This is a genomic window from Massilia cavernae, assembly GCF_003590855.1.
Classification (GTDB): domain Bacteria; phylum Pseudomonadota; class Gammaproteobacteria; order Burkholderiales; family Burkholderiaceae_D; genus Telluria_A; species Telluria_A cavernae.
The window spans coordinates 1-12,004 of sequence record NZ_QYUP01000061.1; the positions used below are offsets into that span (position 1 = coordinate 1).

The window sequence follows — 12,004 nt, forward strand, 5'->3', positions numbered from 1 at the left end:
ATGGAGCAGTCGATGATTACGAAGGAATTCACACGGTAGACCATGCCGTCCACTGCTATCGAACGGGTATTTTCACCGCTGGCGGCAATGCTCCGTCGTGCAATCAGAACGGTAATTGGATCGAACCTGACGGTCACGGGCGAACGTTTTACGTTGGTAAGCGTAAGAACGGAAAGATGCTTAGGGTCTACGAAAAAGGGATGCAGCTTGGCGGACTCTGGCATCCCTGGGTTAGATGGGAAGTGGAGCTTCACAATGTCGACCGGGTGATCCCGTGGGAGGTTGTGTTGGAGCCAGGCCGCTACGTTGTTGGATGCTACCCCAGAGCCCTTGCGTGGGTTCAGAACGAGATGACCAGAATCCAGACGATCAAACGTCAAGCGCAAATCAGTTATGAACATTTGATTGGATATGCCGCCACTGCCTACGGCCCGCTGCTAAACGTCATGCTGGAAGTAGAGGGCGACGCGGAAGCCGTACTCAAGAAGCTTCATCGCAGCGGAACGCCTAAACGCTTGCAGCATCCCTTCATTGACAAGGCAAGTGAATTTATCGTGACTTGTCACGGAAATGCAGGTGGCGAATGAGCATGTCCACCATGTTTTCCATGTTCCTGAGTCGCGACGAGTTACACGGGCTGACCAATCGAGTGCAGTCCTCAGCGCAGTTGCGTGTGCTGCGCGCGATGGGAATTGAACATCGCAAGAGGCCGGACGGAAGCGTTGCAGTACTTCGTTCGCATGTCCATCAGATTTTCGGTGCGGCCGCCGGAACTAGAGCACCAAAGCCCGTAGAACCAAATTGGGGAGCGTTAAATGCCACGAGCACGTAAGCCTGAGAACCGCGGATTGCCGATGCGATGGAGATTCGATCACGGAGCCTATTACTATCAAGTCCCAATCGGGAGTGAGGCATCCTGGGATGGAAAGCGTACGTTCCGACTTGGCAGTTCGTTACCCGAAGCTTACAAGGTATGGGCTGATCGCATCGGTGCCTTGGAGACTGCAAAGACTATCGGCGCACTACTCGACAGATACATGTTGGAGGTTGTTCCGACCAAAGAAGTGTCCACGCAAACGCACAACCGCATCGCGGTCAGGCCACTACGCGCCGTCTTTGCCGATATGGGGCTACTTGATCTCAAGCCGAGGCACATCTACCAGTACATCGAAAAGCGCACGGCGAAAACATCTGCAAAGCGCGAGGTCGAAGTACTGTCTCACGCGTTTACGAAAGCGGTTGAGTGGGGATACATTGACCTCCATCCGTTCAAAGGACAGGTGCGGCTGTCAGGCGAGAAGGCGCGTACTCGATACGTCGAAGATTGGGAAGTAGTGGAGTGCCTTTCGCTCTCGTCTCGTCGCATCGCGGGAAGCGTGAAAGCAGTCCAGGCCTACATCCGGGTCAAACTACTTACTGGAATGCGTCGCGGCGATCTCCTTCGGTTGACGATGTCCGACATCAAAGACGATGGGATTCACTTCACGCCGAACAAGACCAAGAATTCGACTGGAAAACGATTAGTGATCGAATGGTCGGAGGAGCTACGCGCCACCGTCGATGCGGCGAAAACCGTCAGACCGGTTCAGATCTCGCCATACCTCTTTTGCACGCGAAAGGGCGAATGCTATTTCGACAAATCGACGGGCCGTGCCGGTGGATGGGACTCGATGTGGCGTGGCTTCATGAAGCGTGTTCTCTCCGAAACCAAAGTCGAAGCTCACTTCACCGAACACGACCTACGTGCCAAGTGCGCAAGCGATGCTGCGACGCTTGAACACGCAAGGGCGTTACTGTCTCACGTCGATAGTCGATTAACCGACCGTGTATATCGAAGGAAGCCCGAAGTAGTGAAGCCTCTACGTTGACGATCTCGTGCTTGCCCAATGCGGCGCGAATCGGTAACATTATCAAATGGCCGGATCGAGGCCTGGCAGCCCACCTTGCGCACCCGGACGGGACGATCATTCCAAATATCTCTTGAGAGTCCTCTTTACTGCGGGATTGCGTATTCCGCGGCAAACTGGACACCCATTCCACGCCAAACTGGACACTCGTTCCACGGCAAACTGGACACGCATTCCGCGCCAAACTGGACACCCAGTCCAGCGCAAACTGGACAGTGATTCCGCTCCAAACTTGACAGTTTGAAGCGGCCTGAAGAGGCGTGTAGCAAGGGGATAACTGTGGCAACCTGCCGGATTTTTTCCGGAGGGTTGCTTGACCAATAAAAGGTTATCCATGCGCAAAATCCATGAAGTCCTGCGGCTCCATTTCGAGCACGGGCGTTCCAAGCGGGAAATCGCCCGCATCATCAAAGTATCGCCAACCACGGTGTCAGACTACCTGGCCCGCGCGAAGCTGGCCGGCTTGACCTATCCGCTACCAGGAGCACTTGACGACACAGCCCTCGAGCGGGCGCTGTTCCCGCCCAGCGAACCGTCGTCGGTGCAGCGCGCCGAACCGGACTGGCCCAAGGTCCATCGGGAGCTGCGCCGCAAGGGCGTCACGCTGGAGCTGCTGTGGCAGGAATACAAGGCCGAGCAGACCGAAGGCTTCCAGTACAGCGCCTTCTGCGACCACTATCGCCGCTGGCGCCAGCGCCTGACGCTGTCGATGCGTCAGACCCACACGCCGGGTGAACGGCTGTTCATCGACTACGCCGGCCAGACCGTTGGCGTCATCGATGGCAGCACGGGCGAGATACGGGAAGCGCAGATCTTCGTCGCCGTGCTGGGCGCATCGAATTACACCTTCCTGGAGGCCACCTGGAGCCAGCAGCTGCCCGATTGGATTGGCAGCCACGTGCGTGCACTCGACTTTTACGGAGGCTGCAGCGAACTGTGGGTGCCCGACAATTTGCGCAGCGGTGTATCGAAGGCGTCGCGCTACGAGCCGGACATCAACCCCACCTACCACGACCTGGCAGACCACTACGGCGTCGCCGTCCTGCCGGCGCGGGCCCGCAAGCCCAAGGACAAGTCCAAGGTCGAGAACGGCGTGCTGGTGGTGACGCGCTGGGTGCTTGCCCGACTGCGTCACCAGCGCTTCTTCAGCTTGAATGAACTCAATCGTGAACTGAAAGTGCTGCTCACCGACCTGAACCAGCGTCCCTTCAAGAAGTTGCCGGGTTGCCGCGCCAGTGCCTTCGCCGAGATGGACCAGCCCGCACTGCGCCCGCTCCCGCAACAGGGCTACGAATATGCCGAGTGGAAGGTGGCACGTGTTGGCGTCGACTACCACGTCGAGCTCGACGGCCACTACTACTCGGTGCCGTGTCAGCACGCCCGTGTCCAGGTGGACGTGCGCGCCACCACGAACACCGTCGAAGTCTTTCTGCGCGGGCTGCGCATCGCCAGCCATGCGTACTGCGCTTTCAAAGGGCGTCACACCACAATTGACGCACACATGCCGGCGGCGCACCGCGAGGTCGCTGGCTGGAATGCCGAAACCCTGACCAGTCGCGCAGCCGCCATCGGCCCACGCTGCTCGGTGCTGGTTGAGCGCCTGCTGCATCAGCGGCGCCATCCCCAGCAGGCCTTCCGCAGTTGCCTGGGGGTGCTCTCACTCGGGCAGAAGTATGGCATCGCGCGGCTGGAGGCGGCCTGTGCACGCGCGCTTAAACACAACGCGGTGAGCTGGTCCAGCGTGCAGTCGATCCTCAAGAATGGCCTCGATCTCGAGCCGCTCACTGCGCAACGCACGCTCGATCTGCCCGAGCACGAGAACCTGCGTGGCGCGGCTTACTACCAATCGAATCATCTCCATTGATTTATTAACTAAACAGTATAAACCGTTTATTTCAGATTCGACTGAGCGCTGCCAGCGCCCAGCCACCACCAAGGAACAACCATGTTGAATCACCCAACCTATGACAAACTCACCCGCCTCAAGCTGTTCGGAATGGCGCGTGCCTTCGCCGAGCAGAGCGGGCTGGATCTGGATCATCTCGGCTTCGATGAACGGCTCGGCCTGCTGATCGACCATGAAGCCACGGAACGCGATGGCAAGGCCTTGGCGCTGCGCCTGCAACGCGCCAAGCTCAAACCGAATGCTGCTGCCGAAGACATCGACTACCGCCATGCGCGCGGCCTTGATAAGCCCTTGTTCCAGCGCCTTCTGAACGGTAACTGGCTGACTGCCCATCAGAACGTGCTGTTGACCGGCCCCACCGGCGTGGGCAAGACCTGGCTAGCCTGTGCACTCGCGCACCAGGCTTGCCGCCAGGGGTACAGCGCCTATTACGTGCGCCTGCCGCGCCTGCTCGATGAGCTGAGCATCGGCCGTGCAGACGGCCGCTACAGCAAGTTGCTCAAGCAACTGGCCAAAATCGACACCTTGATAATTGACGATTGGGGCCTTGCCGTGCTCGACGACGTGCACCGGCGCGACCTGCTGGAAGTACTCGACGACAGGCACGGGGTCCGTTCCACGATCGTCACCAGTCAAATTCCCATCGAGCACTGGCACGCCGCCATCGGTGACGCGACCTTGGCTGACGCGATCCTCGACCGCCTGGTCCACAACGCCCATCATCTCAATTTGAAAGGAGAATCAATGCGGAAAAAGCGTGCAGGTTTGACAAGTACCCACCAACAGGAGTAAAACCCAAGCTCGACCCCGCGCCGCATCGCCTCAAGTGTCCAGTTTGGCCTGGACCAAGTGTCCAGTTTGCGCTGGAATGAGTGTCCAGTTTGCGGCGGAACGACTGTCCAGTTTGCGGCGGAACAGGTGTCCAGTTTCGGCGGAATATGCAGCGGGATTCGGTAGTGGGCGCTGGACATACCGCATGGAAGGAGTATCTCATGCAGACTCAGTATCTATTTTCCTCAGCAATCTTCGGCAAGTGGAAACAAGAAGCGCGTGCCTTGAAACGTTCAACCAACCTCATGCATCATGAGGCGCTTGAGCAGGTCGCAAAATCAAAAGGTTTCGAAAACTGGCATCAGGTTGCTTGTGAAGCCAAGCTCAACCGCGCGAGCGAAACATCGTATCAGTCAGGGCTGCTCGTTGCATACGACATCAAGGACGCAATGGACCACTGGGTTCCTGACGACTCATTCGTCGACGATTGGCGCGTGCTTCATTTTTGCGAAAGCGATATCTTCACCTGGTTTCGACGCGGTGACGATGAAGCAGAAGGAGAGGAGAAAGATGCAGTTCCGTCAGACCCGGACGAGTACCGAGAACGGTTCGTAGAGTGGTTGACAGAAATTCACCTCTTTCGCTACTGTGGGCCAGCCATGCCAACCACGCCGAGGGCGGTACTTCCCTTGTTGGATGAACGATGCTTCTTTGCACCGTTGTTCTTTTGGCACAACGGCAACTTCATCGATCCGTGGCGAGACCTGGCAGTTGGGAACTTCTTGGATATGAGCGGAAACACCGCTTCTAATAGCGCAGGTTAAATCTATAGCGCAAATGAAAAGGCCCCCATCGAAGGAGGCCTTATGAAACCTTGGCGGAGAGACGGGGATTCGAACCCCGGATAGGCTATGAACCTATACACGCTTTCCAGGCGTGCGACTTCAACCACTCATCCATCTCTCCTGCATCTTCGCTTTCGCGAAGCCGCAGATTATAGCAAAGATTCTGATAAGTATGAAAAAATTTGCGCCGCTCCCAAGTCCGCGATTGAGCCGGATGTCGCTTCGATCCCAACTTCGCCTGGTAAGCGCCAGCCGGGAAAAACACGCAGCGGCGGCGCATAATGAAGCAGATGGCACCAGGAGAGGAGATAATTATGATCTTCAAGCAACTTCACGAGTCGCTGTCGGACACCTACACCTATTTGCTCGGGTGCGAGACCACCGGCCAGGCCCTGCTTATCGACCCTGTCATCTCGATGGTCGAGCGCGACCTTGCCAAGGTGCGCCAGCTCGGCCTCACGCTGGCTTACTCGGTCGATACCCATATCCATGCGGATCACATCACCGGCGCGCTTGAACTGAAGCGGGCGGTCGGATGCAAGATCGTCACGCCAGCCTTCGACCGGCTGCCTTGCACTGATGTCCCGCTCAAGGAAAACGCAACACTGCAGATGGGCAGCATCACCCTCAAGCCCTTGCACACGCCAGGACATACGGACGGTCACTTCGCCTACTTCGCTGGCGACCGTGTGTTCACCGGCGACGCCTTGCTGATTGACGGCTGCGGCCGCACCGATTTCCAGAACGGCGACGCCGCAACCCTGTTCCGGAGCGTGCGCGACAAGCTGTTCGCGCTGGATGACGATGTGCTCGTATATCCTGCCCACGATTACACCGGCCGCCACGTGTCGTCGATCGCGCAGGAAAAGGCTCGCAACCCTCGCTTGGGCACAGCGAAGTCGCTGGAAGAGTTCAAGGAAATCATGGCGAACCTGAAGCTTGCGTATCCGAAATTCATCGACTACGCCGTTCCGGGCAACCGCCTGTGCGGCGCCTGCCCGCCCGACCTGCCGGAAAGCCTCGAAGGATATTGCAGGCATATGTCGGCGAGCCCGCAGGGCTGAGGGCCGCCGTGCCGCAGCAACATGAACGAATGCCCGACCAAATGCGTCGCCGGGTTTCTTTGACACGTTCTCAGATCAGGTGATCAGGGCGATGAGAATGATGATGGGAATAGGTACGCCGAGCAGAAACAAGAGGATCGATTTCATTAGAATTGCTCCAAGAAACCCTGTCTTTCAGGGCAGGGAGTGAAAGGAGTCGGGCGCGTAGCGCCCGCAGCCGTTCAACTGAGAAAATGTGTTGAACTTTGTTGTTGTTTCACGGTCAAAATTTACAAGTGCCGCAGTAAGCGATTACGCGCTGGGGCATGATTCATCAGTACCGCTTTTTCCAAGCCGCAGTCGCCATCGGCGAGGTCGAAAGATATCCTGCGGATTGAATAAGAAGCTGGGCTCGTTTCAGTCCGGCTTCCGTCTGGGGCATCAGACGCCAGCAGTGGGAATCTGTGGTGGTCAAGTAAATTCGGACACAACGATAGGTTTTTTTGCTGCCATGTTCCGTTCGTAGACGGAGGGCGGCAGATTGCCCAGAACTGAGTGCAGACGTTCGCTGTTGTAGAAGCCGACGATGTAGGCGGCGATATCGATCTTGGCCTCAGCGTGGTTGGCGTATTCTCGCTGCCACACGCGTTCCATTTTGAGGTTCAGGAAGAAGCGTTCGGCGACGGCGTTGTCCCAGCAGTTCCCTTTGCGGCTCATGCTGCAGATGAAGCCGTGGCTGGCCAATTTCGCCTGGTACTGAGCACTGGCGTACTGGCTGCCGCGGTCTGAATGAACGATCAATCCTTCGCCCGGCCGCCGCTGTTGAACCGCCATGTGCAGAGCATCGCAAACCAGCTTGGCTGGCATGTTCGGTGCCATGGCCCAACCGACCACCTTGCGCGAGAACAGGTCGATCACCACCGCCAGGTATAGCCAGCCGGCGCCGGTCCGGAGTAGAGTAAGAGGCAGGGCGTAGTCGAACTATTTCCCTGCCTCTCCTCTCCGAACCGGACTTGCACCTTTCAGTGCATCCGGCTCTCCATTTAAGTGCTGCTCATAGCAAAGGCAACATCGGCGTATCGCGACTCAATCGTTCGTCGCGCTACGTCGCGCACGATGTACGGATTTTCCGACGAGGTCCGCCATCTGAATTGCCCCTTACGGCTTGTGATGAGGCGCCGAAGCGCTATCGCTCCATACCAGCCACGACTGTTACGACCTTCTACTACCCATGTCTTTGCTTGCCCCGGTTCTGGTTCACAGACATGGTCGCGCATTAGTGACGGGAAGCCCCGTCGATACTTACGCGCAAGCCAATACCCAAATTTCCAGAAGACAGTGCGATCCAGCTTGCTAAACATGGTGGCTGTAAAGTCGGTGTACTGATAGAAGTTCGCCCATCCCGCAAGTTGCCGATTCAGGCTTTCCACGACATCCATCCGGTTTGCACCATAATCGCCTGACAGTTGCTTGACCAGTTTCTCGGCAAAGCGTCGGTACTTCTCCCACGGTATTGTGCTGACAGGCCGCATGCGACCGCGTGGACCTCGCTTACGGATGATGCGATGGCCGAGGAATACGAAGCCATCGTTGACATGCGTAACATGGGTTTTCTCCATGTTCAGCGTTAGTTTGAGTTGGCCTTCCAGAAACCCACGACACGCTTCGCGTACGGCTTCCGCATGCGCCTTGGTCCCTTTGACGGCTACCACAAAGTCATCAGCGTAACGGCAGTACGATATTGCAGGTATCCACTGCCGATTCTCCCGCACGGCAATGGGCCGCCGATTGAGAATGCTGAAGTTCCACGCCCCCCGGTCTTGGCGCACTTTCTTGCTAAGATAATTCTTCTCCATCCAAGCATCGAATTCATGCAACATGATGTTGGAAAGCAATGGTGAAATTACCCCGCCTTGTGGAACGCCTTCGCTTGCTGCTCGAAATAGACCGTGATCAACGCATCCTGCCTTGATGAATTTCCAGAGCAGTGCCAGCAAGCGCTGATCAGCAATACGCTTACGAATCCCCTTCATAAGCAAGCGGTGATGTACGGTATCGAAGTAGCTGGCGAGATCACCTTCGATCACCCAACGGCCTGCGGTATTTTCCGTACCACTATCTTGCAGTTGAAGTTTCACGGTACGTATCGCGTGGTGCACACTGCGGGCCGGTCTGAATCCATATGACGCCGGATGGAAGTCACTCTCCCATATCGGTTCCATCACCATCAGAATGGCCCTCTGCACAATTCGATCACGAAGACAAGGAATGCCTAACGGCCTCATTTTGCCGTTCGCTTTCGGAATCAGTACACGTCGTGCTGGCAGCGGGTGGTACGCCCCCGCCAACAGCTCGGAACGGATCGTCGCGAGTTCAGCGTGGAGATGCTCCTCCATCCGAACCTTGTCAACACCGTCGACGCCCGGCGTCTTGGCTCCGCTGGAAGCCAGCGTGATACGAGCCGCCTCACTAAGCCAGGCGCTGTCGGCGACCAGCCTCAGGAGGCGATCGAACTTGCGTTCTTTGTTCTCCGTTGACCATGTCGCCAGCTTGCTTTGCATTTCACTGATTATCAAAGGTCTTCACCTCATTGTGGTCAGTTAATCGACCAAGCAAACCACTTAAACTGCCCCCCTTCGCCATGTGACCGGATTTCCCGGCCTCGGACTACTACGAGGGCTCCGCCAGCTTGCACATCATCGGGGGCACACTCCCTTGGCATCTGCGCAAACCTTCCCCAGTTCACATGCTGGACTTAACGCATGGGCGAGGTTGCCTATCGCAGCCTTTATCCTTGCTTTCCGCAAGTCGGCGCGGATGTCATGGTCTAGCTACGCGCTCTCCATGACCCCATGCCGATCAGCATACATGTCTGATCGGCACTCGCGATTCCAGGTCATACGTATAACTGAAATCGATCCACGCCCTGCCTGTTAAACGGTGTAGGCAGGGGTGACATTTCAACCCTCAGGTACGGATTAATAGGTTCGTGTTCCTCAACCGTCCCATGCTCAGCCTAGAGATTCATCTTGGCGTAACCGTTTCGCCGCAAATCCCGTTTCCCACGGACTACGTCACCTTGCCAGTGTCAGCAAGTCACCGCCGCTTCGGCTCACTTTCTCTCGTAGCAGAGAAAGGGCATTCCCGAAAAAAAAACTTGCCGGGTACTGCATTCCAAACATGCTCAAGCAGCGTCACCCCAATGCAGGCGGGCTACGCTGGCTGGGCGTACCGTAGGTGATGTCGGAGACGTAGGCCTTATTTGGCGCGGCCGGATTGAACTGGCGGGCCAGTACGTTGGCGGCGATCGGCAGATCATGCTTGCTGTCGGTCGTATGAATGAATTTGCGCTTCCAGACGGGTTTTAAGCCTGCCTGGCGCATCAAACGTCGAACCTTGAAGCGACCGGCCGTAATGCCCCGATTTGACAGCTCTGCCACCATACGGCGACTGCCATAGCTCTGGTGACTTGCCACGAAAGCTGCGCGTAAATGGACACTCGCTTTGCAAACCGCCGGCGCAGCAGCACGGCGCTTAGCTTCATAGAACCGGAACGGCTAACGCCCAGTACACGGCAGCTTTGCGAGACAGGGATGGCCTTCGTTTGCAGCTCGTCGATAAGTCGAAAACTCATTTCAGCTCGCGGCAAAGAAGGCCGACGCTTTTTTTAAAATTTCTACGTCTCCTCGCAGTTGGCGGTTCTCCTGCTCCAGTTGCCGGATTCGTTGCTGCTCAGGCGTCAACGGTTTGCCAATGCCTGACTGGCCAGCCTGCTCGGATTCGTACTGCTCCACCCAGCGACGAACGGCGGTGGGACCAATGCTCATGCTCTGGCACACATGCTGAACACTCAGTCCCTGTTCTTTGATCATTTTGACGACCTCAAGCTTGAAGCTGGGATCGAAACTACGGCGTTGCCTTGTCATGCAAATCTCCTCGGATGGTGGATTGTCCACCTATCGAGGTGTCCGGGCAAATTAGACCACAGCAATCCGCTTCCGTTCACGAAGGGGAGGATGTCAAGGTGGTGTCTCCAGAATAGTCAGATATTACGCACGGGCGATGACGCGCTCGTCGTCGCGGTTACGGCCGCCGAAGGTCGCTGCGAGGCTGGCGGTGAACGCACCCAGCAGGAGGGCGACGAACATCCACAGCGACGCCTTGGCGCCGGCCTTGCGCGCCTCGTCGGCCATTCGCATTGCTTTCGCCTTGGCGTCGGCGGCAGTCCTGGCGGCGCGTGCGTAGATCTCGTCGGCGCGGCGCTCTGCGTCCGCTTGGGGCATTCCGGTGCGCTTGGCAATGACCTGGGCCAGGTAGTTGCGGTCGTCGCCAGTCATGCTGCCGTTGACTACCGAAGCCATGATGATTTTCTTGATCTCGGCGCGCTGCGCATCGGTGGCGGCTTCGCCAGTCGGCGAACGCAGCAGCATGTCGGCGAAGTAATCGGTCGGGTCGTTTGCACCGTCCGCATTGTCGCCAGCGGAAGCACCCGCCACGGCCATTGCCGGCGTTGCCGAGGCAGCGGTGTCGATGGCGCCGCCCAGGACCGCGTTGGCGCCGCCGGCCAGGATGCCGACGGTCACCAGCGTCGCGACAGCCCATGCCAGCATGCCGTGCGCGGTGTCGCGGAAATGGACTTCGTCAGTGTGGATGTTCGACCATTTCACGCGCAGGCGGCCAGCGACATGAAGGCGATCCATGCGATCGCCGCGCCGCCAAGCGGCTTGTCGGTGTACGAGTATGGCGACACTGATGACAGGCCGAGGCCGACGCCGAGGATCAGCAGGATGAACGATAGCGCGGCAGCGGCCGCGGCGCCGGCGAAGATCGCGGGCCAGGATACGCCGGATGCATCGGCGGCTGCCGACGACGTCGCATACGCGGAGCTCGTACCCTCGCTTACTTGTATTTCCATGTTTCTCTCCTTATTGGTTTTGTTTGGCGGGCGCTTCATTTGCCAGCATGCCGGCGGCACTGGCGCACGTTTGTGTGAGCGTGAAAGGGCAGCTTGCCGGTACAGATGAGAGGGGTATGTGCGCACACGAACATAAGGTTCGAGCGATGGCGTATGCACGTCGGCGGTGCGAAGGGTGGTGCTGTCGGGTTAGCTCTACGGCGCATCTGTCCGACTCGCGCACAAGGCGTTCTCCTACGCGCGCCAAGTAGTGCTGGTGAGAAAATTGCGGGCTTGAATTAACGCCCGCACTAATTCGCTTACGGATGCAAATAAATGACCGAAATCGCAACGCCAAACAAGAAGTACGACCCGAACAAGCTGATCGACACTGTTATCCAGAAACTCCAACTGAAGAACGACCGCGGCGTTGCCAAGCTGCTGCAGGTCGAAACGCCGATCATCACCAACGTGCGCAACAACCGCTTGCCGTTGAGTGGCCACCTGTTCATCCGTTTGTGCGAAGTGACCGGCATGAGCGCGGCCGACCTGCGGGACCTGATGGGCGACCGCCGCCGCAAATTCCGCATGGCAGCCGCACATTCCATGCCGATCGCAGTCGGCGCGTGGGGGTAGAT

At 57.6% G+C, this 12,004-nt stretch carries 12 protein-coding genes, 1 tRNA gene and 2 pseudogenes; 8 read left to right on the forward strand and 7 right to left on the reverse strand.

The window, feature by feature from the left end:
* The 6 genes from D3872_RS05540 to D3872_RS05565 form a co-directional block, all read left to right on the forward strand.
* A partial coding sequence (locus D3872_RS05540; protein ID WP_182915701.1) for a replication initiation factor domain-containing protein occupies nt 1-587 on the forward strand: 587 nt, incomplete at its 5' end.
* 20 nt (nt 588-607) lie between these two features.
* Complete coding sequence (locus D3872_RS05545; protein ID WP_229459182.1) at nt 608-832, forward strand: DUF4224 domain-containing protein; 225 nt, start codon at nt 608-610, stop codon at nt 830-832.
* A 205-nt stretch (nt 833-1,037) separates the two neighbouring features.
* A complete protein-coding gene (locus D3872_RS05550; RefSeq protein WP_229459175.1) occupies nt 1,038-1,868 on the forward strand; it encodes a tyrosine-type recombinase/integrase in 831 nt (276 codons plus the stop codon).
* A gap of 373 nt (nt 1,869-2,241) precedes the next feature.
* Complete coding sequence (gene istA / locus D3872_RS05555; protein WP_119809850.1) at nt 2,242-3,771, forward strand: IS21 family transposase; 1,530 nt, start codon at nt 2,242-2,244, stop codon at nt 3,769-3,771.
* Nucleotides 3,772-3,852: 81 nt separating this feature from the next.
* Nucleotides 3,853-4,605, forward strand: coding sequence for an IS21-like element helper ATPase IstB (gene istB / locus D3872_RS05560; protein ID WP_119809851.1), 753 nt, complete (start codon nt 3,853-3,855; stop codon nt 4,603-4,605).
* Between the two features lie 200 nt (nt 4,606-4,805).
* The gene (locus tag D3872_RS05565; RefSeq protein ID WP_119809852.1) at nt 4,806-5,408 is read left to right on the forward strand and encodes a hypothetical protein; all 603 of its coding nucleotides are present in this window, start codon (nt 4,806-4,808) and stop codon (nt 5,406-5,408) included.
* 51 nt (nt 5,409-5,459) lie between these two features.
* Here D3872_RS05565 and D3872_RS05570 read toward each other — a convergent pair.
* Nucleotides 5,460-5,550: transfer RNA gene (locus tag D3872_RS05570), tRNA-Ser, on the reverse strand.
* A 193-nt stretch (nt 5,551-5,743) separates the two neighbouring features.
* Here D3872_RS05570 and D3872_RS05575 point away from each other — a divergent pair.
* On the forward strand, nt 5,744-6,493 hold the full coding sequence (locus tag D3872_RS05575) for an MBL fold metallo-hydrolase (RefSeq protein WP_119809853.1): 750 nt from the start codon (nt 5,744-5,746) through the stop codon (nt 6,491-6,493).
* Nucleotides 6,494-6,943: 450 nt separating this feature from the next.
* Here D3872_RS05575 and D3872_RS05580 read toward each other — a convergent pair.
* The 6 genes and pseudogenes from D3872_RS05580 to D3872_RS26335 all read right to left on the reverse strand — a co-directional run.
* Nucleotides 6,944-7,447: pseudogene (locus D3872_RS05580) on the reverse strand (IS3 family transposase); the annotation flags it as partial.
* Nucleotides 7,448-7,515: 68 nt separating this feature from the next.
* Nucleotides 7,516-9,048 carry a group II intron reverse transcriptase/maturase gene (ltrA, locus tag D3872_RS05585; protein WP_229459176.1) on the reverse strand — a complete coding sequence of 511 codons (1,533 nt, stop codon included), beginning with the start codon at nt 9,046-9,048 and terminating at the stop codon, nt 7,516-7,518.
* 618 nt (nt 9,049-9,666) lie between these two features.
* A pseudogene (locus tag D3872_RS05590) lies at nt 9,667-9,951 on the reverse strand (IS3 family transposase); the annotation flags it as partial.
* A 156-nt stretch (nt 9,952-10,107) separates the two neighbouring features.
* Complete coding sequence (locus tag D3872_RS05595) at nt 10,108-10,398, reverse strand: transposase (RefSeq protein ID WP_119809857.1); 291 nt, start codon at nt 10,396-10,398, stop codon at nt 10,108-10,110.
* 123 nt (nt 10,399-10,521) lie between these two features.
* Nucleotides 10,522-11,172, reverse strand: coding sequence for a hypothetical protein (locus tag D3872_RS05600; protein WP_229459178.1), 651 nt, complete (start codon nt 11,170-11,172; stop codon nt 10,522-10,524).
* Nucleotides 11,136-11,387: a hypothetical protein gene (locus D3872_RS26335; protein WP_229459179.1), complete on the reverse strand. Its 252-nt coding sequence runs from the start codon at nt 11,385-11,387 to the stop codon at nt 11,136-11,138. The genes D3872_RS05600 and D3872_RS26335 overlap by 37 nt, the downstream gene beginning before the upstream one ends.
* A 315-nt stretch (nt 11,388-11,702) precedes the next feature.
* On the opposite strand from D3872_RS26335, the gene D3872_RS05605 reads away from it, so the two are divergent.
* Nucleotides 11,703-12,002, forward strand: a complete 300-nt coding sequence (locus tag D3872_RS05605; protein ID WP_119809858.1) for a hypothetical protein — start codon at nt 11,703-11,705, stop codon at nt 12,000-12,002.
* The last annotated feature ends 2 nt before the right edge of the window (nt 12,003-12,004 follow it).

What these genes read in the sequence shown, in the direction of transcription:
- D3872_RS05595 (WP_119809857.1), bottom strand. Translation starts at nt 10,398, where the DNA reads ATGACAAGGCAACGCCGTAGTTTCGATCCCAGCTTCAAGCTTGAGGTC.
- D3872_RS05605 (WP_119809858.1), top strand. Translation starts at nt 11,703, where the DNA reads ATGACCGAAATCGCAACGCCAAACAAGAAGTACGACCCGAACAAGCTG.
- D3872_RS26335 (WP_229459179.1), bottom strand. Translation starts at nt 11,387, where the DNA reads ATGGAAATACAAGTAAGCGAGGGTACGAGCTCCGCGTATGCGACGTCG.
- istA (WP_119809850.1), top strand. Translation starts at nt 2,242, where the DNA reads ATGCGCAAAATCCATGAAGTCCTGCGGCTCCATTTCGAGCACGGGCGT.
- istB (WP_119809851.1), top strand. Translation starts at nt 3,853, where the DNA reads ATGTTGAATCACCCAACCTATGACAAACTCACCCGCCTCAAGCTGTTC.
- D3872_RS05575 (WP_119809853.1), top strand. Translation starts at nt 5,744, where the DNA reads ATGATCTTCAAGCAACTTCACGAGTCGCTGTCGGACACCTACACCTAT.
- D3872_RS05565 (WP_119809852.1), top strand. Translation starts at nt 4,806, where the DNA reads ATGCAGACTCAGTATCTATTTTCCTCAGCAATCTTCGGCAAGTGGAAA.
- D3872_RS05545 (WP_229459182.1), top strand. Translation starts at nt 608, where the DNA reads ATGTTCCTGAGTCGCGACGAGTTACACGGGCTGACCAATCGAGTGCAG.
- D3872_RS05600 (WP_229459178.1), bottom strand. Translation starts at nt 11,172, where the DNA reads ATGGATCGCCTTCATGTCGCTGGCCGCCTGCGCGTGAAATGGTCGAAC.
- D3872_RS05550 (WP_229459175.1), top strand. Translation starts at nt 1,038, where the DNA reads ATGTTGGAGGTTGTTCCGACCAAAGAAGTGTCCACGCAAACGCACAAC.